Source organism: Tenacibaculum sp. L6 (assembly GCF_028823685.1).
Lineage (GTDB): Bacteria > Bacteroidota > Bacteroidia > Flavobacteriales > Flavobacteriaceae > Polaribacter.
The window spans coordinates 1-25,811 of sequence record NZ_JAPEHZ010000010.1 but is presented as its reverse complement, the minus strand read 5'-3'; the positions used below and the strand labels follow the sequence as shown (position 1 = coordinate 25,811).

The 25,811-nt window shown below is 32.5% G+C and carries 20 protein-coding genes; 9 read left to right on the top strand and 11 right to left on the bottom strand.

The annotated features are described in order from the left end of the window. Window positions 1–16 precede the first annotated feature (16 nt). From sov to OU788_RS03480, 6 genes are all read left to right on the top strand, one after another. Window positions 17–7,138, top strand: coding sequence for a T9SS outer membrane translocon Sov/SprA (sov, locus tag OU788_RS03500; protein WP_274633870.1), 7,122 nt, complete (start codon window positions 17–19; stop codon window positions 7,136–7,138). A gap of 26 nt (window positions 7,139–7,164) precedes the next feature. Then, window positions 7,165–7,545: a glycine cleavage system protein GcvH gene (gene gcvH, locus OU788_RS03495; protein ID WP_274633869.1), complete on the top strand. Its 381-nt coding sequence runs from the start codon at window positions 7,165–7,167 to the stop codon at window positions 7,543–7,545. Then, a complete protein-coding gene (locus tag OU788_RS12965) occupies window positions 7,511–7,888 on the top strand; it encodes a VanZ family protein (protein ID WP_446751474.1) in 378 nt (125 codons plus the stop codon). Before gcvH ends, OU788_RS12965 begins: the two co-directional genes overlap by 35 nt. Before the next feature lie 63 nt (window positions 7,889–7,951). After that, a complete protein-coding gene (locus tag OU788_RS03490; RefSeq protein ID WP_274633868.1) occupies window positions 7,952–8,674 on the top strand; it encodes an energy transducer TonB in 723 nt (240 codons plus the stop codon). A gap of 105 nt (window positions 8,675–8,779) precedes the next feature. Beyond that, a complete protein-coding gene (locus tag OU788_RS03485) occupies window positions 8,780–9,523 on the top strand; it encodes an energy transducer TonB (protein WP_274633867.1) in 744 nt (247 codons plus the stop codon). Window positions 9,524–9,547: 24 nt separating this feature from the next. After that, on the top strand, window positions 9,548–10,120 hold the full coding sequence (locus OU788_RS03480; protein ID WP_274633866.1) for an acyltransferase: 573 nt from the start codon (window positions 9,548–9,550) through the stop codon (window positions 10,118–10,120). Between the two features lie 134 nt (window positions 10,121–10,254). On the opposite strand, the gene OU788_RS03475 is transcribed toward OU788_RS03480, so the two are convergent. The 10 genes from OU788_RS03475 to OU788_RS03430 all read right to left on the bottom strand — a co-directional run bounded on the left by OU788_RS03475 (window position 10,255) and on the right by OU788_RS03430 (window position 22,320). Then, window positions 10,255–11,604 carry a mannosyltransferase gene (locus tag OU788_RS03475; RefSeq protein WP_274633865.1) on the bottom strand — a complete coding sequence of 450 codons (1,350 nt, stop codon included), beginning with the start codon at window positions 11,602–11,604 and terminating at the stop codon, window positions 10,255–10,257. Continuing rightward, window positions 11,605–13,095 (bottom strand): cellulose synthase family protein, encoded by a 1,491-nt coding sequence (locus tag OU788_RS03470; RefSeq protein ID WP_274633864.1) that lies wholly within the window; start codon window positions 13,093–13,095, stop codon window positions 11,605–11,607. Next, on the bottom strand, window positions 13,095–13,787 hold the full coding sequence (locus tag OU788_RS03465) for a glycosyltransferase family 2 protein (RefSeq protein WP_274633863.1): 693 nt from the start codon (window positions 13,785–13,787) through the stop codon (window positions 13,095–13,097). Before OU788_RS03465 ends, OU788_RS03470 begins: the two co-directional genes overlap by 1 nt. A gap of 50 nt (window positions 13,788–13,837) precedes the next feature. Then, window positions 13,838–15,418, bottom strand: a complete 1,581-nt coding sequence (locus OU788_RS03460) for a 4Fe-4S binding protein (RefSeq protein ID WP_274633862.1) — start codon at window positions 15,416–15,418, stop codon at window positions 13,838–13,840. Between the two features lie 18 nt (window positions 15,419–15,436). After that, on the bottom strand, window positions 15,437–16,771 hold the full coding sequence (locus OU788_RS03455; protein WP_274633861.1) for an NAD(P)/FAD-dependent oxidoreductase: 1,335 nt from the start codon (window positions 16,769–16,771) through the stop codon (window positions 15,437–15,439). 152 nt (window positions 16,772–16,923) lie between these two features. After that, window positions 16,924–19,017 (bottom strand): S46 family peptidase, encoded by a 2,094-nt coding sequence (locus tag OU788_RS03450; protein WP_274633860.1) that lies wholly within the window; start codon window positions 19,015–19,017, stop codon window positions 16,924–16,926. A gap of 142 nt (window positions 19,018–19,159) precedes the next feature. After that, complete coding sequence (locus tag OU788_RS03445) at window positions 19,160–20,044, bottom strand: sterol desaturase family protein (protein WP_274633859.1); 885 nt, start codon at window positions 20,042–20,044, stop codon at window positions 19,160–19,162. Next, window positions 20,037–20,780, bottom strand: coding sequence for a hypothetical protein (locus OU788_RS03440; RefSeq protein WP_274633858.1), 744 nt, complete (start codon window positions 20,778–20,780; stop codon window positions 20,037–20,039). The genes OU788_RS03445 and OU788_RS03440 overlap by 8 nt, the downstream gene beginning before the upstream one ends. 140 nt (window positions 20,781–20,920) lie before the next feature. After that, window positions 20,921–21,667, bottom strand: coding sequence for a uroporphyrinogen-III synthase (locus OU788_RS03435; RefSeq protein ID WP_274633857.1), 747 nt, complete (start codon window positions 21,665–21,667; stop codon window positions 20,921–20,923). Between the two features lie 14 nt (window positions 21,668–21,681). After that, window positions 21,682–22,320 carry a DUF4271 domain-containing protein gene (locus OU788_RS03430; RefSeq protein WP_274633856.1) on the bottom strand — a complete coding sequence of 213 codons (639 nt, stop codon included), beginning with the start codon at window positions 22,318–22,320 and terminating at the stop codon, window positions 21,682–21,684. Between the two features lie 76 nt (window positions 22,321–22,396). Here OU788_RS03430 and OU788_RS03425 point away from each other — a divergent pair, with 76 nt between their 5' ends. From OU788_RS03425 to OU788_RS03415, 3 genes are read left to right on the top strand one after another with little or no spacing between them, the layout of a single operon-like run. After that, the gene (locus OU788_RS03425) at window positions 22,397–23,119 is read left to right on the top strand and encodes a polyprenol monophosphomannose synthase (protein WP_274633855.1); all 723 of its coding nucleotides are present in this window, start codon (window positions 22,397–22,399) and stop codon (window positions 23,117–23,119) included. A gap of 4 nt (window positions 23,120–23,123) precedes the next feature. Next, the gene (locus OU788_RS03420) at window positions 23,124–24,461 is read left to right on the top strand and encodes a dihydroorotase (protein WP_274633854.1); all 1,338 of its coding nucleotides are present in this window, start codon (window positions 23,124–23,126) and stop codon (window positions 24,459–24,461) included. After that, entirely contained in the window at window positions 24,462–24,932 is a 471-nt protein-coding gene (locus OU788_RS03415; RefSeq protein WP_274633853.1) for a DUF4296 domain-containing protein, read from the top strand. Between the two features lie 4 nt (window positions 24,933–24,936). On the opposite strand, the gene OU788_RS03410 is transcribed toward OU788_RS03415, so the two are convergent. Next, the coding region (locus OU788_RS03410) for an SDR family oxidoreductase (protein WP_274633852.1) at window positions 24,937–25,811 on the bottom strand (875 nt) is incomplete at its 5' end.

Here is a 25,811-nt window from a genome sequence, read left to right as displayed (position 1 = left end):
TTTGGAAAAAACAGTTATGAATAGACTATTAACAATACTTGCTTTTTTAGTAAGTATTGTTTCGTTTTCACAAAATACGCAAAACGATAGTACAAAAACTGTTAAGAAAGATACTGTTGTTCCTCTCAAATATAATTTTAAAAACAACCAAAACGGCGCTCTTTTTTTAAGTAACCCTAGTCAAAAAGTAGTTACTTATGATAAGGTGTTGAACAAGTTTATGATTGTTGAAAAAGTAGGAGATTACTATGTAGGAACCCCTATTTTTATGACACCAAAAGAGTATGATGAGTATCGTTTAAAAAACGATTTAAAAGATTACTTCAAAGAAAAGGTAGATGCTACCAATCCGAAGAAAAAAGGAAGTGATGCTGCTCGTAAAAATTTACTTCCTAAATATTATGTAAATTCTAAATTTTTTGAATCTGTTTTTGGTGGAAATACAGTGGAGGTAAATCCAACAGGGCAAATTAATATTAAATTGGGAGGAGTTTATCAAAATAATGAGAACCCTCAAATTTCTGTAGAAAACCAAAGTAGTTTTACGTTTGATTTTGATCAACAAATTAGTGCGAGTATACAAGCTAAAGTAGGGAAGCGATTAAAAGTAACCGCAAATTACGATACACAGTCTACTTTCGATTTTCAAAATGTTATAAAATTAGAGTACACACCTACCGAAGACGATATTATAAGAAATATTGAAGCGGGTAATATTAGTATGCCGATTAAAAACTCATTAATTAACGGAGCGCAATCGTTATTTGGAGTAAAAACACAATTGCAATTCGGTAAGACGTATGTTACAGCTGCTTTTTCACAACAAAATTCACAGTCTAAAACGGTAATAGCCGAAGGAGGGGCAACGATTGAACCTTTTGAGTTACGAGCTTCTGACTATGATAATGATCGCCACTTCTTCTTATCGCAATATTTTAGAGAAAATTACTCAAAAGCATTAGAAAGATACCCGCTAATTAATAGCCCGATAAACATTACTCGTATAGAAGTTTGGGTAACGAATAGAAACCAAAATGTAAGCGATTATCGTAGCATTGTTGCTTTTGCCGATTTAGGAGAGTCAGATGATGACAATGAGGTGAATCCGTCTGAAATTATCACTACTCCAGGAGCAGTATCTGCTAATTCTGCGATTTTACCTTATAACGGAGTAAACAATTTAAGTTCTTTATTAACTGCTACTAGTGGAGGAATTAGAGATGTTGCAACGGTAGATAATGCCATAAACGGTATTGGTGTTCCGGCTCGACAAGGGTTTAACTATACGTATTTACAAAATGCTCGTAGGTTACAACCTAATGAGTTTAAGTTGCATCCGCAGTTAGGATTTATTTCGTTAAACCGACGATTAAACGACGGAGAAGTTTTAGCAGTAGCTTTTGAGTATACTGTTGTTGGTGCATCTAATAACGAAACAGTTTTTAAAGTAGGTGAATTTTCAAACGACGGAATTGTAGCGCCATCAAACATTGCCGTAAAATTATTACGTAGTGAAATTTTAAACACAGTTCGTCCAGGAACATCAACACCAACGAATCCTGGTGAGCCTTTTCCTACCTGGCGTTTAATGATGAAAAATGTGTATGCTTTAGGAGCATTTCCGTTACAACGTGATGGTTTCCGTTTCGAGTTATTGTATCGAGATGACGAAACAGGAACACTACAAAACACCTTACAAAACGCGACAACTACGGCGTTAAAGAACGAGCCTTTATTAAGGTTACTGAATTTAGATAAGCTAGACCAAAGTGAGTATGCAGTTACGAATGGAGATGGTTTTTTTGATTATGTAGAAGGAATTACGGTAAATTCTGAAAGAGGATATATTTTGTTTCCCGAACCAGAACCATTTGGAGAAGATTTATTACTAAAGTTAACGAATCCGCTTGATCAAGAAAAATATGGTTTTGAGAAATTGTATTTAACTACTAAGATTCAAGCAAAAAACGAATATCAAAATCTAGATAAATTCTTTTTAAAAGGATATTTTAAATCGGAAACTAGTAGAGGAATTTCTTTAGGAGCATTCAATGTTCCAAGAGGTTCAGTACGTGTTACAGCAGGAGGAAGACAACTAGTTGAAGGAGTTGATTACGTGGTAGATTATCAGTTAGGTCGTGTACAAATTTTAGATCCAGGTTTAGAAGCATCAGGAATTCCAATTAATGCTTCCGTAGAAAATAATACCTTTTTCAATCAACAAAGAAAAACGTTTATTGGAGTAGATGTAGAGCATCGTTTTTCAGACGATTTTATTTTAGGAGGAACCTTTTTAAATGTTAGCGAAAAACCAATTACACCCAAAGTAAATTTTGGTGGAGAACCTATTGATAATATCATGTTAGGGTTAAATTTAGATTACTCTTCTGAAGTACCTTATTTAACTAAATTAGCAAACAAACTGCCATTCGTAGAAACCGAAGTACCTTCAAATGTTTCGGTAAGAGCAGATATGGCTTATTTATTACCAGGTGCTCCAAGCGGAATCAATGTAGACGGCACAGCAACTTCATATTTAGATGATTTTGAAGCTTCTCAAATTCCAATCAACTTAAGCTCACCACAACAATGGTTTTTAGCAAGTACGCCAGAATCGCAAGGATTTGATGGTGGTGCTTTTGGTTTAGAATACAATTATAAAAGAGGAAAATTAGCATGGTATAATGTTGATCAGTTATTCTACGGAAGCGGAAACAGACCAAGTAATATTGATGAAAATGAGTTGTCGAGAGATGAAGTTCGTCAAATACGTTACAATGAGTTATTTCCTGAAACAGATTTAGATATTACGCAGCAAAATTTAGTTCGTACATTAGATTTAGCCTATTATCCTGCAGAAAGAGGTCCGTATAACTATAATGAAAATGCTAACACTGTGTTGCCAGAAGAGCGTTGGGGAGGTATTATGCGAGCATTAACCACCAATAATTTTGAGCAAGCAAACGTAGAGTACATTCAGTTTTGGTTAATGGATCCGTATGATAATTATTCAATTACTGCGGAAGAAGGATTGCCAGCAGGAGTTAATCCAGATGACCCAACTAACCGAGTAGGAAAGCTGTTTATTAACTTAGGAAATGTTTCTGAAGATATTTTAAAAGACGGAAGAAAACAGTATGAAAATGGACTTCCTGAAGATGGACAAAAAGTAGATGGAGGAAATGTTGAAACATCTATTTGGGGAACCACGCCTATCAATCCATCAATCATATATGCTTTTGATTCTAGTAACGATGCAAGAACAAACCAAGATGTTGGTTTAGACGGATTGAGTGACGAAGAAGAAAGAGAAAAGTTTCCTGCTTTTGCAGGATTAGATGATCCGGCAGGAGATAATTTCCAATTTTTTAGAGGAGGAGCAATAGAAAGTACTAACCCTTCGGTTTTATCACGTTATAAAAACTATAACGGTACAGAAGGAAATTCGCCAACAGCAAGTCAATCAGGAGAATCGTATCCAACATCATCAACCACTTATCCAGATACAGAAGACATCAATAAGGATCAAACGATGAATCCTGTAAATAGTTATTTTGAGTACGAGGTTTCATTAAATAAAACAGATTTACCTCAAGACAATAATGATTTAGCAGGAAGAACAAATAAAAATCACATTATAGATGTTAAGAATGAAAGAGTAACATTACTTAATGGAGCAGAGAGAGATGTTAAATGGTATCAATTTAGAATTCCGGTAAGAAATGTAGAAGACTTTCAACGTATTAATGGTATTTCCGATTTTAACAGTATCCGTTTTATACGAATGTTTCTTGCAGGATTTAAAATGCCAGTAGTTTTACGTTTCGGAGAGTTCGAATTGGTTAGAGGAGATTGGCGTAGATATACCAAAACTTTACCAGAGTCAGGTACACCAGTTCCTTTACAAACAGTAGATTTAAATAAGTTTGAAGTAGGAGTTGTAAGTATTGAACAAAACCCAGAACGTTACGCGTTGCCTCCAGGAATTGAACGAGAAGAATTACAAGGAACGAATAGAATTCAACGTCAGAATGAGCAATCTGTAACCTTAAGAGTTACCGATTTAGAAGCTGATCAGGCGCGAACGATTTATAAAAATATTAGCATTGATATGCGTAGGTATAAAAACTTACGTATGTTTTTACATGCCGAAAGTCCGAATACCCCAGAAGGAGCAGGTGATGACGATATGGTTGCAATTATCCGTTTAGGAACCGACTTAAACGATAATTACTATCAAATTGAAAAGCCATTAAAAATATCAGCATCAAATGCTTCTATAGATACAGATATTTGGCCAACTGAAAACAACTTAGATATTTTACTTGAAGAATTAGCAAACCTTAAAATCCAACGACCAACAGGAGATCCTATTTCTAACATTTTTGCTGGTGTAAGCTCTAAAGGATTGGATATTTCGGTTAAAGGAAATCCGACATTGGCGCAAATAAGAACCATAATGTTGGGAGTTAAAAACAAGACAGTTTCTCCAAAATCAGTAGAAGTTTGGTTTAACGAATTACGTGCCGTAGGTTTTGATAATAAAGGTGGTTGGGCAGCTGTAGTAAATGCCGATGCAAACATGGCTGATGTGTTAGATGTTTCTTTAGCAGGAAGAATGTCTACCGTTGGTTTTGGTAATGTTGAAGATAGAGTTCAGCAACGAAGTATTGAAGAGGTTAAACAATATAGTGTAGCAACCAATGTTCAGTTAGGTAAAATGATGCCTAAAAAATGGAACATGCAAGTACCAATGAGTTATACGTATGGTGAAGAATTTAGAGATCCAAAATACGATCCGCAGTTTCAAGATGTAGAATTAAAAGATGCGATTGATAAAAACCCGAATAGTAAAAATGCGCAAGATTATACAAGAAGAAAAAGCATTAGTTTTATCAATGTAAAGAAAAACAGGAATCCAGAGAGTAAGAAAAAGCCAAAGTTTTACGATGTAGAAAATTTCTCTGCTTCTTATGCACACAGCGAAGAGTTTCATAAAGATTACAATATTGAAAAGTTCGAGAATAAAAATGTAATGGCAGGAGCTAGTTACAACTTCAATTTTGTGCCTTTTTCTATTGAACCATTTAAAAATTCAGAAGGATTTAAGAGCAGGTATTTACAATTTATAAAAGATTTAAACTTTAATCCAGTACCTAAAACCTTAGCAATAAATTCAAGAATTAATAGAAATTACAATAGCCAACAATCACGAAATTTAATTCAAGATATTGGGTTAACACCGCAACCAGAACTTATACAGCGTAGGTTTTTATTTAACTGGGATTATACAGTTGGTTTTGACTTAACAAAATCGTTACAGTTAAATTTCAACGCAACGAACAACTATATATATGATAGTTTTGGACAAGATGAACAACTAGAAGTTTACGATCAATTTTTTAGTATTGGTAGACCCGATAATTATCATCAAAAGCTAAACGCAACGTATAAATTACCATTAGATAAGTTTCCTTTTTTAACCTTTATTAATGCTGATTATGGTTATACAGCAGACTTTGATTGGAAAGCAGGTTCGCAAAGTTATATTGAAGAAGTTGGAAACATGATTCAAAATGCGAATACTCATAACCTAAATACCAATATAGATTTTGGACGTTTTTATAAAATTATAGGGGTAGATAAGTTGTTGTTAAAAGGAGCAAAAAAACAACCAGCTCAACAAGGAACAGCTACTTTAGGAGGGAATCAAGTAGCACAAAATGTAAAGTTAAAAAGCAAAGCTACTTTCGGACAAAAACTAGGAAAAGGATTGTATGATGTTTTAACATCTGTAAAAAGAGCAAAAATAAGTTATGCTCAAAATAACGGAACACTACTACAAGGATACAAACCTTCGGTAGGATTCTTAGGAAGAAATAGTTATGATGGAGGTTTAGCACCAACTTTAGGATTTGTTTTTGGTAGTCAAACAGACATTTTAAATAGAGCAATTGAAAACGGATGGTTAATCACCCGAAATGACGGCGAAGAATATTACAGTAAAAACTACGCTAAAACCAGATATAAAAAGCTAGATTATACGGTATCAGTAAAACCGTTTAGAGACTTAACTATCGATTTACAAGGAAACAGAATTCAAACAAGTAATTTAACACAACAGTTAGATGTTGTTTCTAACGGAAGTGGAGGTTTTGAGCAAGACCCTAATATCAAACCTTTTGAAACGGGTAATTACAGTATCAGTCACTTTATGTTAGGAACTGCTTTTACAGATAATGAAACCTTGTATCAAAACTTTTTAGATTATAGGCAAGAAATTTCAGGAAGACTAGCTAATGAGCAAGGTATAACTGCTAACAATTCCAATCCGGCTAACAGTGATCCAGGTTTTAAAACAAACGGACAACAAGCAATGTTGCCAGCATTTATTGCAGCATATTCGGGTAACAGTCCTAATTCGGTAAGTACAGGAATCTTTAAAAACATTCCAATCCCTAACTGGACTTTGCGTTATAACGGATTTATGAAGTACAAATGGTTTAAGAAAAACTTTAGCTCATTTACCTTATCACACGGATATAATTCCCTTTATACTATAGGTAATTACACCAATAATTTACAGTATGATGCGAATAGTACAACAAATACAAATACTTCTGGTAATTATCAACCAGAACTCTTAATTTCGTCGGCAACTTTAATTGATGAATTTTCTCCATTAATAAAAGTAGATTTCAGAATGAAGAACTCTATTTCGTTTAAAGGAGAAGTAAGAAAAGATAGAACGTTAACTTTAAACTTTAACAATAACACGTTAACAGATATTAAAGGAACAGAATATGTTTTAGGATTTGGATATAAGATTAGAGATGTTAAATTTGTCACCAGATTTACAGGAAAGAAAGAAACCTTAAAAGGAGACATAAATTTAAGAGCAGATGTTTCGTTAAGAGACAACCTAACGTTGATAAGAAGTGTAGATAAAGAGAATAGCCAGATAACAGGAGGAGAAAAGTTATTCGGATTAAAATTTATCGCCGATTATAATTTAACAAGTAATTTAACTGCTTCTTTTTATTATAATCATCAAACGTTTGAGTATGCGGTTTCTACTACTTTTCCAAGACAATCAATTAATGCAGGAATTAATTTAGTATATAACTTAGGAAATTAAAACAAACACAATAAAAAATAATTACAATGAACATTCCATCAGAATTAAAGTATACCAAAGATCACGAGTGGGTTAAGGTAGAAGGTGATGTAGCAACTATTGGTATTACTGATTTTGCACAAGGTGAGTTAGGAGACATCGTATATGTAGATGTTGATACTTTAGATGAAACATTAGAAGCTGAAGAGGTTTTCGGATCGGTAGAAGCAGTAAAAACAGTTTCAGATCTATTCATGCCTTTATCAGGTGAAGTAGTAGAGTTTAACGAAGCTTTAGAAGATGAACCAGAATTGATAAATTCTGATCCTTACGGAGCAGGATGGATGGTAAAAGTAAAATTATCAGACGATTCACAAGTAGCAGATTTATTAAGTGCTGAACAATATCAAGAGCTTATTAAAGGATAAACTAACAACAATAGCAATACTTATTACTTTAGGTATTGCTATTCTTAGTTTAATAAAGCTAGGAAAATCACCCATACAGATAAACCATTTAGATAAAATTAAGCATGCTTTTGCTTATTTTGTACTAAGCTTCGTATGGTTGATAGCCTTAAGAACAACAAAAATTAGTAAATATTTAATAGTTTTTTGTTGTTCTTTTTACGGCATAATTATTGAGACTCTACAAGTTACAATCACATCACATCGATCAGGAGAGATTTTAGATGTAATCGCAAACACGACGGGTATTTTAATAGCCTTTATTGCATATAATTCTTTTTTTAAGAAAAATGAGGCTATTTAAAGATTATGCTTGTATAAGTTGAAATAAATTAATTAAATTAGCGAACTATTAAAAACATTTAGGATGGAAATCAAGAAAAATCCAAAATCAAACTTAGAAAATTACAGTAAGCTATTTATGCAAATAGGTTTGGTTTTTGCTTTATTTGTAACGTATGTTGCTATCGAAAATAAAACATATGATAAAGAATATGCTGACTTAGGTATGGCAAATATGGCTTCTGAAATTGAAGAAGAAACAATCGAGCTTCAAATTGAGCCACCAAAACCAAAACCAAATACGCCACCACCACCAGCTCCTGAAAAAATTGAAGTAGTAGAAGACGAAAAAGAAGTAGAAGAAACAATCATCGAATCTACAGAAACTGATGAATCTGAAGAAATCATTGTTGAAGACATCGAAGAGGTAGAAGAGGTAGAAGAAGTAATAGAAGATGTACCTTTCGCTATTATTGAAGATGTTCCTGTATTTCCTGGATGTACTGGTACAAAACAACAAAAGAAAGACTGTTTAAATAAGCAATTACAAAAGCACGTACAACGTAACTTTAACGCTGAATTAGCAAACGAATTAGGTTTATCACCAGGAAAAAAGAGAATCTATGTTCAGTTTAAGATTGACAAAGATGGCTCTATTACTAGCGTAACAGCAAGAGCTCCACACCCAAGGTTAAAGCAAGAAGCTGAAAGAGTAGCTAGAAAAATTCCTAAAATGCAACCAGGTAAACAAAGAGGTAGACCAGTAAGAGTTGGTTATACATTACCTATTACATTTAACGTAGAGTAGTAAATTATCTTACTTATAAAAACTTAAAAGCAATCCATTCAGGATTGCTTTTTTATTGGCATGTTTCTTGTTTTTAGATGATTAGTAATTTAAAATAAATGCACTATGAAAACAACAAAAAAACATGCTAGAAAGCAGTTAGAAAAATTCTCAACAATTTTTACTCAGTTAGGCTTAGTACTCACTTTATTTATAGTTTTTTTAGCTTTAGAGCACGAAACAGAAAAGGAAGTAGCGGTTTTAAAACCCTCAAGTAGTGAGTTGTACGAACCCGTTTACAGCTTTAAACAGCCTGTTATTTTAAAAAGAGTTGAACAGGTAACGGAATATCCAAAGAAAAAAAAGGTACTTAAAGAAATTCAAAAACCAAAAGTAGTAGACAATGATACTGAAATTACTATGGTAATTGAAATGCCTGTTGATGAACCTATGATAGATGTAACTGCAATTCCGCAGGAAAAAGAAGAAGAAATAATTGATAAAACAGAGGACCCAATTTCAATTAACAACGTACAAAGTACTCCAGTATTTAAAGGCTGTGAAGGACTATCAGAAGAAGAAAACAGAAAGTGTTTTGAACGAAAAATTCAGCAACATGTACAACGTAATTTTAATTCAGTACTTGCGCAAGACGTAGGATTAAGTTCTGGAAAATATAAAATATTAACACAGTTTATTATTGATAAATCAGGAAACGTTACGAATATTCAAATTAGAGCGCCACACGCTAAATTAGAAAAGGAAACGGATAGAGTGGTGAATAAAATTCCGCAGTTTCAACCAGGAAAGCAGAACAACAAAGAAGTAAAAGTAAAATATACCTTACCAATTCTTTTTAAAGTTGAATAATAATTAAAAGCTCAACCATTTAGGTTGATCACGTTTTTTGCACACGAAACAGCTGTTATAGATGACGGATGTACTATTGGAGAAGGAACAAAAATTTGGCATTTTAGTCATATAATGCCTAATTGTATAATAGGGAATAATTGTAATATAGGTCAAAATGTAGTGGTATCACCACAAGTTGTTTTGGGTAGCAATGTAAAAGTTCAAAACAATGTTTCTATTTATACAGGGGTTATTTGCGAAGACGATGTTTTTTTAGGTCCGTCTATGGTGTTTACGAATGTTATTAATCCGCGTAGCGCTATTAAAAGACAAGATCAATACTTAGAGACCATTGTAAAAAAAGGTGCGAGCATAGGTGCCAATGCAACGATTGTTTGCGGTAACAATATAGGAGAATATGCTTTTATTGGTGCTGGAGCCGTAGTTACAAAAGAAGTTGCTCCCTATGCATTAGTTGTAGGGAATCCTTCTAAGCAAATTGGTTGGATAAGTGAATATGGGCATCGCTTAGATTTTGATGAAAAAGGATATGCTGTTTGTCCAGAAAGTGAAGAAAAATATCAACTGAAAGATAATAAAGTCACAAAGTGTTAACCAAAGGTTTGTAAAGGGTAAAAAAAAGATTAAAAATTTTTAAAAAAGTATTTGTAAAAAAGAAAAACTTATTTATCTTTGAATTGTGGTTGAAAAACCACTTTCTTTTTCTTTTTCATAGCAATTTTTCCCACTCAATTTTGAGTGGGTTTTTTTATGTCCAATTCCCAAATTAGGAAAGAGTATAAAACCACATATTCTAAGGTAATTAGCCAAAGATTTTCCTTCCACGGAATATTAGCGTAAGCCTGATAACTTAATATAATAACAAAGCTCCAAACTATAGGGAAACGATATTTGGTAAATACTGATAAAATTAAAAGAGAACCAATATACCAAGGGTGCATTGTTGTACTTACAAAATAGTAGAACGATAAACCAAATAACATTGCTGTTATCAATTGCATAGTAGATGTATTTCTTCTAAAAAAAGTAAGAACCAAAAGAAAACTAACAGTAAGAAGAGGGATTGTTTTACCTATAATAGCAATTTCATTGTATCCTCTAAACAAATAACCTATTTCTCTTGCAATATAGTAGAAGCTCGCATTAAACTCGAAATTTCGAAACCAAAGTCCTACAGAATTCGAATAATTGGCTATGAATTCAAGAGAGAAAAATGGAAGGAAGGTTATGGCAATTGTTAATAGTACAACTGTGTAAAAACCAATTAATTTTTTGATACCGACAGTATAAGACGTTTCATTTTTTACAAACCATTGATAAAACAAGGGTAAGAAAATCAAGGGAATTAGTTTTACCGAAACCGCACAAGCTAACAAAACACCTGCCCAAATCCATTTTTGTTGTTGCAGCTTGTACAAACTCCAAACTACAAAAAACAGCATTATAGGCTCAAAATGTAAGTTCCCAGTAAACTCTATAATTACGAAAGGATTTAAAATATATAAAAAGATATTATGAACGGGTAGTTGTAATTTTTCTAAGAGCTTTTTTCCGAAGTATAAAATTCCAATATCAGCTAAAATAATGAGGAGGCGCATCACAATCACACTTCCCAAAATGCTGTGTTTTGAAAACAAAGCTGCTAATAAAAAACACAACTGATTAATGGGAGGATAATTAGTATAATGACTTCCGTTTAATTGTCCCATTCCCTTATACAATTCTGTTGCTTGTAAAATAGGAGCGTTGTTTTGCTCAATTAAAGTTTGAGGTAAAGATAAATACGGATTAAATCCTTCTAAAATCATACGGCCATCCCAAATAAATCGATAAAAATCTTGCGACAAATTAGGTATAGCAAATAAGAATACCAACCTAAAAAGAATTGCAATAGCAACCCAATATTTAAAAGAAATCTGTTTGTTTTGTAGCAAAAAATAAAAAGAACCAAATAAGCCAATCCACAAAATTAGTAGTTTGTAAAACTCGGTGCGCTCTAAAGAGTAAGCAAAAAAGGTATAAAAGCATACACTAACAAATGTTAGTATAAGTACGTTGTATTTTTTTAGCAAAGACATTTATGCCTTAGAAAACAGAGATTTATAAAATACATATCCAAAACCAACAAATAACATTAAGTGGAAAGGAAACATTCCAAAATCACCACCTTTATTTCCAACAATAAAAGCGCTATACATTCCAAATGCAAAATACAGGGTTAATACTCCTTCAATAATTACATGTAACGAAGGTTTTTTACGGATGTATTTGTTGTTTTTCCAACTATCTTTTAACGATTTAATATTGAATTTTGGTGTTCTAACAAATTCACTTTTCTTTCCTAAATGCCCTTCTAAAACAGCAATTGTATTGTGTAAAGAGAACCCCATGGCAGCTGAGAAAAAGGCAAAAAAAGCTCCGATATATTTTATAAAGTTCAACATACCTCCTCCAGAAGTTTTCTTGTACATAAACCAATAACAAATAAAGAAAATCAGTGTGCTTATGATGAAGAAACTCATCACTAAAAAGTAAATTTTTAAATGTGGATATTCGTTTTTAATATACAACATAGGTATACTTAAAATAGCTACTAAAAAAATACAAGTAAACATTGAACTATTGAGAAGGTGCAGAGTTCCGTGAATTTTAGTTTTCAAAGGAATATTCTTGCTTGTAAGGATCCTTTTTAGCATTTTTTGAAAATTTTCGGCTCCACCTTTATTCCATCTAAATTGTTGTGAGCGAGCAGCACTAATAACCACAGGTAATTCAGCTGGAGTTACAACATTTTCTAAGTATTTGAATTTCCAGTTTTTTAATTGTGCGCGGTAGCTTAGGTCTAAATCTTCTGTCAAGGTATCTCCTTCCCAATTTCCTGCATCATAAATACATTCTTTACGCCAAATACCAGCGGTACCATTAAAATTGATGAAATGCCCTTGACTATTTCGCCCCACTTGTTCTAAAGTAAAATGAGCATCTAAAGCAAAAGCTTGAATTTTTGTTAAGGTCGAATAGTTTCTGTTGATGTGTCCCCAACGAGTTTGTACCACACCAATTTTAGGATTCTTGAAATAAGGAACCGTTTCTAACAACCAGTTTTCTTTAGGTAAAAAATCTGCGTCAAAAATAGCAATGAACTCTCCTTTAGCAGTTTTTAACCCTTCTTTTAAAGCTCCAGCTTTAAATCCTTGACGATTTTCTCGTCTAATATGTTGAATGTCTAATCCTGTTTTTTGAAGTTCTGCTATTTGTTTTGCAGTATTTTCAACCGATTCATCTGTAGAGTCATCCAGTACTTGAATTTCTAATTTTTCACGGGGATACTCAAGTTTTGCTATATTATTTAGCAAGCGTTCCATTACATACAACTCATTAAAAACGGGTAATTGTATGGTTACATAAGGAATTTCGTTCGGATTTGAAAAATCAAATTTAGGTGAGTTGTCTTGTTTTTTTCTTGCTTTTAAATAATTTATCAGCAAGTTAAATTGCGCTAAAGCATATAGTAAAATAAGAACTAGCGATATGGTGTATAGCGTAATTATTGTATATTCTAAGACCATTATTTAAAGCTATATTTAAAAATCCAACCTAAAATTTTAACGCCAGCTAATATACTACCTTTTACAGTTCCTGAAACTTTTGAAACGCCTATTCTGTTTCGGTATTTCATAGGGATTTCAGTATAACTTAATTTTTGTTTTAAGGCCTTTAATTGCATTTCAACTGTCCATCCGTAGGTTTTATCCTCCATTTGTAAAGCTAATAGTTTGTCGTATTTAATAGCTCTAAACGGACCCAAATCGGTGAATTTAGCGCCAAAAAATAGTTTCATTAAAGTTGTAGCTAACCAGTTGCCGAAAATTTGTTGTGGAGTCATAGAGCCATATTCACGCAAGTGTTTTACTCGGGATCCTATTACAAAATCTATATTGTTTTTAAGTATAGGTTCAACAAGTTCGTTGAGTTGTTCAGGGTAATCAGAATAATCTCCATCTAAGAAAACAATGATATCTGGTTTTTCGTTTTTTAAGGAAACATACTCCATTCCTTTTAAACAAGCATATCCGTACCCTTTTCTATTTTCTGAAAGTACTGTGGCTCCTGCATTTTTTGCATTAACTTCGGTATTGTCAGTTGAATTATTACTAATTACAATGACTTCATCTACTATAGAAGGAATGTCGTTTATAACAAGAGCAATAGAATCTTGTTCATTATAAGCGGGGATAATTACTTTAATTAAAGGTTTCATTTGCTATTTTAAAGCTTGCAAGGTATTGTGTTTTTAGAATTGAATAAAATTTATTTTTTATTCACCAGTTTCATTAAGTCTACATCGTTGCCAAGTAAAATTTCTGTGGGATTGATACGTCCTTTTTCTGGTCCGTTTTCTAGTTTTAATACACCTCGAGGACAAACAGCCGAACAAATTCCGCAACCAACACAACTAGCACGTACTATGTTTTCTCCTTTTTGAGCATAAGCACGTACGTCAATACCTTGTTCACAATACGTAGAACAATTTCCGCAAGAAATACATTGCCCGCCATTGGTAGTAATTCTAAATCGAGATTTAAAACGTTGTACAATTCCTAAATAAGCAGCTAACGGGCATCCAAAACGACACCAAACGCGGTTACCAAAAATTGGATAAAATCCTGTACCTATAACACCTGCAAAGATAGACCCTATTAAGAAACCATAAATATCTTGAATAGTTTGCGTTTTAATTCCTAATACTTCTTGACTTCCAGAAAAATAAGAATATAATGTGAAGCCAGTCATTATTAAGGCAAATACAAGAACTCCATGGACTATCCAACGTTCAAATTTCCATGCTTTTAATGATTTGTCTGATAGTTGTCGGTAAGGATCTCCTAAAGTTTCTGCTAATCCACCACAACCACAAACCCAAGAACAGTACCAACGTTTTCCGAAGAAATATACCATAACTGGAACAATGACTAAAGTGAGTACAATTCCCCAAACTAAAATGAACAACCCGAAGCCACCGTTAGCAATTAGCTGATCTAAATTCCAACTAAAAAAGAAATCATAATCTAACGGAAAAGCATTTTTAAAATCATACCAAGGTTTTTCAAAACGAACTAATAGTTCTGGAATTAAAAAAGCAAAAACAATTTGAAAGAATAAAACAGATGTTGTTCTAAGGGTTTGGTATTTATTATGACGGTATTTAATATACATTCTTATTGCCATTACAATCATTACCACACAATACAGAAATCCGTACAAAAACCACTGAGAAGCTAAATTTCCACTCAAATATTGGTTGATTGGATCAACAACATATGTCCAATTTACTATATAATCTGGAAAGAAATAAAGAAGTATGTAAAACGTAACTAAGAACAAAAAAACCAACCAACCAATCCAGCCTCTTTTAGTGGAAGAATTCAACCAAATGCCATTGTTTTTAATACCTGGAGGTCCTTGGGTAATTACAGTTGGAATGATAAATAATAAAGAACCAATGATTCCTAAACCGAAGGTCAGTAGCCAAAAAATACTTTTATTTTCTTTTACAATTCCAGTTCCAGCTTCTTTTGCTATTTCATAAGAAAAACTATGGGGTTTACTCCAAATAACTTTATCCCATCCACTATTTTCTTTGTGAGTAGTATTAGCTATTTCCAAGGCAGAAGTAATTTTAGAAGAAAATGAAAAAGGATTAGTGAATTCTTTTCCAACAACATTATTCTTTATATCATTAATAAAAAGCTCACTTTTGATGCCTTTATTAGAGATTACTTTTTCAAAAAGTTCTGAACTAAGTTCATATTTCCCTAAGAAAATGAGAGAAACGAAAATACTTAATCCAAGTAAAAAGATGCTTAATCCTATGTTTTGTATTACTTTCATTACGGTTAGGTTTAAATGCTAAAAAATGCGTTTCCAGCTTTTCTTTTTTAATTGAATAGTAGTATTGTTTTCTTTGTTGAATTTTGCCACAATTTCTGGTTCATGAAGTTTATAAAATTCTGGGTCAAAGTTAGCGTCTGCCAGATGTTCTAATACATAAGTTACAGAACGTTTTTCTGTCAGAACTTTATCAAAAAAGGCATGACGCATACGTATTCCTAAAGTGTTTATTCCGATAAATTCTTGCGTGTTTTTATCGTAATTTAATCGAATACATTTTTTACCATTTTTATGCTCCCAATAAAAATGAGTCTCATTTTCTTTAGGTTGTGCCCATACCCAACCATAGGTTTGATATTCGATATCAATAAATTTAGCAGAGTTAAACCAATGCCCGGGTTTATATTGAGTTTTATTACCACAAATAGTTTGTGCTACTGTTTCCCCCATCATTCTACCCGTATACCAAACGGCTTCAATAGGATGTCGCAACCCGATAGCTTCGTGTTGTTCAGCACAATCACCAATAGCATAGATATCTTTGATGTTGGTTTCTAAAAAACGATTTACTTTAACTCCTTTACTAAGTTCAATTTCTGAACCTTTTAAAAAATCGATATTTGGAGAAACTCCTGCGGTTAATCCTACAACATTACAAGTGATTTCTTCACCAGTTTCTTCAATAATTACAGATTTTACATGTCCGTTTTCATCAGCTTTAATTTCTTTAAGATTCACTCCTAAACGCAAATCAATATGGTTTTCTAAAATTTCACGATTTATCATAGCTGATTCTTCTGGAGGTAAAACTTTATTCCAGAAACTCTTTTCACGAACTAAAAAAGTAACAGGAATATTTCTACTATGAAGCATTTCGGCAAGTTCAATACCAATTAAACCACCACCAACAATTACCGCTCTTTTGCATATTTGATTATTTGGAGCATATTTTTCAAGTGACTCTAGGTCTTGTTTGTGATACATGCCCATTACTCCCTCTAAACCCTGCCCTGGCCAACCAAACTTATTAGGTTTAGAGCCTGTAGCGATGATTAATGTATCATAAGCTAATTTTTCACCGTTGCTAAATTCAATTTCTTTGGTTGGTGTATGTATTTTGGTAACATAATCTTTTTTGAGTTCGATGTTGTTTTTCTTCCAAAACCATGATTCGTAAGGTTTTGTATGCTCAAATTTCATGTGCCCCATATACACATACATTAATGCTGTTCTTGAAAAGAACTCTTCAGTTTCAGCAGAAATAATGGTGATTTTTTTGTCTGATAATTTTCTAATGTGTCTTGCAGCGGTAACACCAGAAATTCCATTACCAATTATAACAACATGCTCCATAAAAATTGATTTTGCAGTTTAGGTCGTTGTTAAAGTTAAGAACTTAACAAAGAAAGAATATTTAAAATCGATATAAATAGTTGTTAAAATGAGAGTAGAAAAAAAACCGATGAAATTTTCATCGGTTTTTTTAGTTGAGTTCTATTGAAGAATTATTTCTTTTTAGGATGTACTAATTTCATTTCATCAATTAAATGTTTTGCTCCGGCGTATTTATCAATGATAAATAAAATATAACGAGCATCCACCATGATGTTTCTACAAATTTCAGGATCGTAATTCATATCACTCATCGTACCTTCCCACACACGGTCGAAGTTTAACCCGATTAAGTTTCCGTGAGCATCGATAGCTGGACTACCAGAGTTACCACCAGTTGTGTGGTTGGTTCCTAAGAAACATACAGGTACTTTTCCGTTTTTATCGGTGTACTGTCCAAAATCTTTAGCCTCGTATAAATCGATTAACTTTTGAGGTACATCAAACTCATAATCACCAGGAACATATTTTTCAATAACACCATCTAAATAACTTACGGGGTTGTAGTATACTGCATCTCTAGGAGAGTATCCACGAACTTGACCGTAAGTAACACGTAAAGTGCTATTAGCATCAGGAAAATAGCGTGCATTTGGTAATGCTTCCATTAATGCTTTCATATACGTTTTTTGTAACGCTGTAATAGGTTGGTTTTTTTGTTGGAACTCAGGATCAATTTTGGTGAAAAACTCTTTAATCATAGGTTTTGCATACTGGTAAGCAGCATCTTTATTTAAGTTTTTCACTACCTTTTTAGCATTTCCTTCAAATAATTGTAAAGCGTTATCTAAGTTAGTGAAGCTTGTTTTTTCGTAGATAGAAGCGTCTACATTTTTAGGATTGTATAAAGGCATTACATTGCTAAATACTCCTTTGTCTACATTGGCATCAAAGTCTTTGTGGATTCCTTTAAGTCTGTTGATGTATGAGTTTTTAGCTTCGTCAAATCTTTCAGGTTTGTTTAAGGCTACTTGTTCTAATTGGTAAGCTCTAAACATCATTTGCATTAATTCGTTGTTTACTAAGAAAACTTCAATAAAGTTTCTTCTTCTAATGTTAATTTCAGCAAAATCAGCATATAATTTTTCAAACTCTGGAAGAATATTTCCGTAGCTAGCTTCTAATCCTTTTTCTTTTAAAGCTTTTTTGAAAGTAGCTTCGAAAGCTTGACGCTCAGCAATGGCATTACTCTTTTTTATACCTAAGTTTTCTCCAATCCATTTTTTCCATGCATTTGCAATACGAGCTTGTTTTGATGCGTATTTGATACGAACAGCATCACTTGCTTTCATTTGTGCATCAATTTCTTTTAAAGCAGCTTCTCTAATCGCAATATTACTAGGGTTAAATTCTTGCGTAATATGTTGAATAGCTACAGCAGGTAAGTACTCGTTAGTAGTACCAGGAAACCCGAAAACCATTGTAAAATCACCTTCTTCAACTCCATCTAAAGAAACTGGTAAAAAGTGTTTTGGCTTGTAAGGAACGTTGTCTTTGCTGTATTTAGCAGGACGGTTATTTTTATCAGCATAAATTCTGAATAACGCAAAATCTCCCGTATGGCGAGGGAACACCCAGTTATCAGTGTCACTACCAAATTTTCCGATACTACTTGGTGGCGCTCCAACTAAACGAACGTCATCAAATCTTTCAGTAACAAATAAGAAGTACTGGTTTCCTTTATAAAAAGGTTTTACTTTAACACCTTGCCATGCTTCTTTTTGTACTGTTTTTTGAATTTCATTGATGTTTTTATCAATTGTCGATTGCTTTTCGCGCTCGGTCATTGTATTAGCAACTCCATTTAACGCTTTAGTAGTTACATCATCAATACGAACAATAAACTCAATGTATAAGTTTTCGTTAGGCAATTCTTCTTGCTTACTCATAGCCCAAAAACCATCTTTTAGGTAATCATTTTCTAAAGAAGAGTGCGATTGAATTTCTCCGAAACCACAGTGGTGATTGGTTAATATTAACCCTTCAGGAGAAATAACTTCACTAGTACAACCTCCATTAAAATGCCCAATAGCATCTTTTAAACTTGAGTTGTTTACATCGTAAATGTCTTTTGCTGTTAATTTACTTCCTAAAGAAGTCATTTCTTGCTCGTTCATTCCTTCTAAAAGGGAAGGGATCCACATACCACCTTGTTGTGCGGTAACTTGAACGACAATAAATAAGAATAGAATTTTTATGTACTTCATCTGTTAATTATTAAAAGCGATAAAGATACAAATTGGAAACAAACTACTTAGAGAAAGCCCACCAGGATTAAGTTAAAATACGTTAAAAATTACTCTTTTTAACGATGAAAGACCCTGTTGAGTTTTTCTATTTGTGAAAATGCTATTTCTTTCCTAACGGATACATTTCTTGGTGAATAAAATCTTTAGGAAATTCTTCATCTCCATCAAATCCTAGTTCTATATCACGCCCGTTATAGGGAATGTAGTTTGTTTTAAAAATATAATCCCAAATGCTTAGTGTGATGCCAAAATTTACGCCCATTTTTCTATCTTCAGGAAGCTCTTTTGCATGATGCCAAATATGCATTCTTGGATTGTTTAGAATATATTTTAACCAACCATAATCCCAATTAATATTGGCATGATTTAAATGACCAATAGTAATATTAAAAAAATGAACAATAGCAACATCTTGTGCTGTAAACCCACCCATAATTGCAAGCGGAATGTATTTCATGGAGTTGTAAACAACAGGCTCCATCCAGTGATAACGAAGGTGTGCTGCAAACCCCATTTGTTTTACTGAGTGATGTACTTTGTGGAAGTTCCATAAAAATTCATACCGATGCAATAACGTATGCGTAAACCACTGAACAAAATCAATAATGATAAAAAATACGAAAAGTCTAGCCCAATAAGGAAATGTGTTGATGTCGAATAATTGAAAATTCGCAACGGATAGTCCAACCAAACCTAAAATATCATTAAAAAACTGCTCTGCTGTATTTGACAAAGCAATAAGTACGATAAGGTTTAGTAAAAAGAAATTGAAGAACATGTAAAATGTATCTAACCAAAAATCTTTTCTAAATAAAGGTTGATTTTTACGCCAAGGAAACACAATTTCTAATCCCCATACCACTAGAGAAATAATAATTAATCCGTAAAAATAATTTTCCCAGTTCAACTCCATTAGTACTGATTGTTTAATGTAGTTCCAGTAACCAGTGTATGAGTTTTTTATGATGTCTAGGTATTTATTCATATATAGTTTTTATATATTTTGAAACAGTTGGGTTAGTTTCTCTAAATTTAATTAACACAGAGTCTCCAACATATTGTTTGCCTAATAACTTTCCAGCTTCAAAATCATCTGAATAAAAAATATCATTGTATACAAATTTATATTTTACTGTTTGCATATAATACCCAGATCCAATGTGATGAAAGTCAGTTTTAGTAATAACTCCTTTTTTCGTAATAGTTTTTCTACCTATAAACCTCAATTCATCTATAAATATTAAATAAACAATTGATGAAAAAACTCCAAGAATAATAAATAAGATTGAGTATTTTATAATGTTGTTTTTCCTTTCTTTTTTCTGGTTTATATGGTACTCTATTTTCCATTTATCATACCTTTCTTTTTCTAGTCTTTTTAATTTTTCTTTATGGTTAACAAAAATTTGTTTTAGTTTCTCGCTACCATTAGGAGCAATATATATTTTAATTAAATCAATAGCATCTTCATAAGGGTGTTTTTCAAAAACGTATTTATGCTCTTGTTTGTTTTCAACGTAAAAAGAAACTCCAGTTTCTATATCTATGTGTAATACAAGGAAATCCTTTAAATTTTTATAGATTTCAATTGAGTATCTTTTACCTTTCATTACAGAAAGCAAAGCTTTAGAAATACTTTCTTCTGAATTTGTTTCTAATTCGATGATTTCTTCTTCAATAGGTTTATGGTTTTTTCCAATAGGAACTATTAATAACCTCATTATTATAGCAATAAATTTATTTCGTAAAATTAATGAAATAAATATGCTTGAAATGTTACCTAGGTTACAATGATTTGTTAAAAACAAAAGAGACTGCCTTTGTAGACAGTCTCTTGGTTGTATGTAAAAAATTAATTTACTTACTTTTTGTTAGTCTCTTTAATGTACTTTTCTAAAGCCATCGTCATTGAAGGAGTTTCAGGTGTTGGTGCAGCGATATCTACACGTAAACCTCTATCTTCAACAGCTTGAATAGTTGAATTACCAAATACAGCGATTCTAGTGTCGTTTTGTTTGAAATCAGGGAAGTTTTCAAATAAACTATCAATTCCTGATGGGCTAAAGAATACTAAAATGTCATAAAAAACATCTTCTAAGTCAGATAAATCACTTACTACTGTGCGGTATAAATCGGCACGCTTCCAGTCGACTCCTAACTTATTTAACTCTTCTGGAATTAAATCTTTCAGTTTGTCAGAAGAAGGCAATAAGAACTTTTCGTCTTTATGCTTTTTAATTAATTTAGTTAATTCAGGAAACGTTCTGTTTCCAACATAAATTTTACGTTTTCTGTAAACTACATACTTTTGTAAGTAGTAAGCCACTGCTTCAGATTGACAAAAATACTTCATGTCATCAGGCACTGTAAAACGCATTTCTTCTGCAATTCTAAAAAAGTGATCAACAGCATTTCTACTAGTTAAAATAATTGCAGTGTAGTTTTTTAAATCTACTTTTTGAGCTCTTACCTCTTTCACAGGAATTCCTTCGACATGGATAAATGAGCGAAAGTCAACTTTTACTTTTTGTTTTTCGGCTAAGTCGAAATACGGTGAAGTTTCTGTCTTTGGTTTTGGTTGAGAGACTAAAATAGTTTTCACTTTCATAAACATTCTCTTTATTACGTAGTTGTTGTTTTATAAAGAATTAATAGCGGTGCTATTTCAAGGGTGCAAAAGTACAAAATAAAATAGAACAACTTACTAAGCACAAGCTTTTTATTATTGTTTAATATTAAAAAAGCCCTAATAATAAGCAATGCACAGAATGAGGAAATTAAGAATAGTTTATTAGGAAATGTATATTGATACACTATGATGAAAGGAAGTAACCATATACAAAGTACATACAAATAGCCTGATTTTGTGTATAAAAAATAGGTGATTATAGGTGTTAATCCTAAAATATTAGCAATTACATGATCTAAAAATACTCGTATTGCAAGGTATGTTGTAACAAAGAAAAAGAGTCCAAGAAAAGCTAAAAAACCTTGAGAGTATAATTCTGCAAGTACAGCTTGGAATAAAAATAAGGAAATTACAATCGTAGAAAAGAAAAATAAAAACAACCTAAAAGGCGTGAAAAAAGAATCTCCTTCTTCAATTCTTTTATGAAAAAAACCAGGAGAAATAAAAGCAACAACGTAACCATATAATTGCGTAGGTTTAAGTAGTTTCATCAAGGCTAGCAATATAATTGCTGTAACAATAACCAAGGTTATCCAACTACTATCATTAATAATTCGCTCTATTGCTTGCAATTGTTTTTATACTTTTAATTAAAACAAAATTAGTAATAAATTAGTGTATCTTTGCCTTGATTTATATGAAAATTACATGAAGTCAGACGCCTTAGTCATAATCCCTACTTATAACGAAAAAGAAAACATCGAAGCTATTATTCGAGCAACTTTTAGTCAAGAAAAGGCATTTCATGTATTAGTGGTCGATGATAACTCACCTGATGGAACTGCTGAAATCGTAGAAAATTTACAACAAGAGTTCCCTAGTCAGCTTTTTATTGAAAAGAGAAAAGGAAAAAATGGTTTAGGTACTGCCTACATTCATGGATTCAAATGGGCCATTGCCAAGAAGTATGACTACATTATTGAAATGGATGCCGATTTTTCACACAACCCCAACGATTTAATTCGATTGTATAACGAATGTGCTATTGAAGGAGCCGATGTAGCAATAGGATCAAGATATTCAGTAGGGGTAAATGTAGTAAACTGGCCTATGAGTAGAGTGTTGCTATCATATTTTGCATCAAAGTATGTACGATTGATTACACGAATGCCAATTCATGATACCACCGCTGGTTTTGTATGCTATAAAAGAAAAGTGTTAGAAACGATTAAGTTAGATAAAGTGAAATTTGTAGGCTATGCATTTCAGATTGAAATGAAATACAAAGCTTGGAAACATCAATTTAATATAAAAGAAGTTTCGGTTATTTTCACAGACAGAGTATTAGGAAAATCGAAACTCAGCAAAGGAATTATCAAAGAAGCTGTTTTTGGCGTGATAAAAATGAGAATTAACGGATTACCAAAATAACAACATGCAATCAATTTTAATTAAAAATGCACAAATCGTTAATGAAAACAAGGTTTTTAAAGGCGATGTTTTATTAGAAGGAGAATTTATTAAAAAGATAGATGAAACCATTGTACCTGCTGATGATATGCAGGTAATTGATGCTGCTGGTAAATACTTAATTCCAGGAATGATTGATGATCAGGTACATTTTCGTGAGCCTGGATTAACACATAAAGCAAATATTGCAACAGAAAGTAAGGCAGCTATTGCTGGAGGTATCACTTCTTTTATTGAAATGCCAAATACGGTACCGCAAGCAACAACTCAAGAATTGTTAGCAGATAAGTTTGACATTGCTAGCAAAACATCCTATGCTAATTACTCTTTTATGTTCGGAGGAACGAATGATAATTTAGAGGAGTTGTTAAAAACGAATCCGAAAGATGTTGCTGGAATCAAACTATTCTTAGGATCATCAACAGGAAATATGTTGGTAGATAATGAAGAAGTATTAGAAAAAATATTTTCTTCAACAGATATGTTAATTTCAGTTCATTGTGAAGATGAAGCAACTATCAGAAAAAATACAGAAGAGTATCAAGCAAAATATGGAGATGATATTCCGGTAAAATATCACCCGTTAATTCGTAGTGAAGAGGCATGTTATTTATCATCATCAAAAGCAATTGAATTAGCTAAGAAAACAGGAGCTCGCCTACATATTTTCCATTTATCTACAGAAAAAGAAACGCATTTATTCAGAAATGATATTCCGTTAGAAGAAAAGCAAATAACTGCTGAAGTTTGTGTGCACCATTTGTGGTTTACCGATGCTGATTACGATAAAAAAGGAACACTTATTAAGTGGAATCCAGCTGTGAAAACGCAAAAAGATAAAGACGGATTATGGAAAGCGTTGTTAGATGATAGAATTGATATCATTGCAACCGACCACGCACCTCATACGATAGAGGAAAAAGATAACGTATATACCAAGGCGCCAAGTGGTGGTCCGTTAGTACAACATGCGGTTATTGCTGTTTTAGAAAAGGTGAAAGAAGGAGTGCTGCCAATTGAAAAAGCAGTAGAAAAAATGAGCCACAATCCAGCAAAAATCTTCAAAATTGAAAAAAGAGGATTTATAAAAGAAGGTTTTTATGCCGATTTGGTTTTAGTTGATGCTGATAAAAAATGGACAGTTACCAAAGACAATGTTTTATACAAGTGTGGATGGTCTCCTTTTGAAGATGTTGAATTTTCAAACCAAATTACACATACTTTTGTAAACGGAAACCTTATGTATAACGAAGGAACGTTTAACGAAGAAATTAAAGGAAAACGATTACTATTTAACAGATAGATGAGAAAAGCAGCTTATACACTTATCGGTTTACTTTTAGTTTCGTGTACCAGTAATACGATTTATAAAAAGCCAGAAAATCTGATTTCGAAAGATTCGATGGTTTTGTTGTTAACTGATATGTATATAGCTTCTTCCGCTAAAAATCAAAAAAATAAGTTTTTAGAACAAGAGGATAATTACATGTTTTTGGTGTATGAAAAATATAAAATAGACACCACTCGTTTTGATATTAGCAATGTTTATTACACCTCACAAGTTGATGAATATACAGAAATCTTAAAAAAGGTAAAACGTAATATAGACTCTTTAGCTACTTTTTATAAAGAAATGAAAAAAGAGCAAGACTCTATAAAAAGAAAAGACAAAATACTAAAAGATTCTGTTTTAAATGACAAGCGAGTGTTCAAAGAAGTTCCTGAAGAGTTATTAATAGAAAGAGATTATAAAGAACTAGAGAAAGTAAAATAAGAATCTATTTTCTAAAGTCTTTACAAGTTTCTGAAATCACTTCATTAATTGATTCAAATTCAAAATCAAGTTGTTCTATAATCTTTTTTGAAGTATAAAACGAGGTGTTATGAGCAGATTTAGCTGAGTTTTTGGTCAATAAAGGCTCTTTTCCTGTAAGTTTTGTTATAAGCCAATCAATTCTCCAAAAAACAGCAGTTGCTAATTTTCCTACTTTTTTAGAAGGTCTTTTTTTCTGTAACCCATCAGCAATAGCATTAAATACTTCTTGAAACGATTTATTTTCTGAAACTAGAACATAACGTTCGTTTTTTATGTCAGAATTCATCAAGTTTATCATTGCTTTTACCACATCTTTTACGCTAACAAATCCAGTTTTACCTTCGGTATAAAAGTTAAATCCATTATGTACTTGGGTAAACATTTTTCCTGACCCTTCGTTCCAAAAACCACTACCTAAAATAACACCAGGGTTCACGATTACGACCTCTAAACCTTCTTGACTTCCTCTCCACACTTCCATTTCGGCGCCGTATTTAGTAATTGCATATCCGTGATTTTCATCAGCATCAGACCATTCGTTTTCTTCATTAATTGGCTTTCCGTTAATAGAATTCCCCACAGCGGCGATAGAGCTTACAAAACAGAATTTTTTAACGCCAGCATCAATAGAAAAATTGATAAGGTTTGCAGTTCCTTCAATATTGACTTGACGCATTTTTCTGTAATCCTTTGGGTTGAAAGAAACTAAGGCAGCGCAGTGATAAACTTCTGTTACATTATTAAAAACAGTTTCTAAAGAAGGAGTTTCGGTAATATCAGCTTTAACCCATTCAATTTTTGAAAAGTACTGCTGCACATCATCCGTATAAAAAGAAA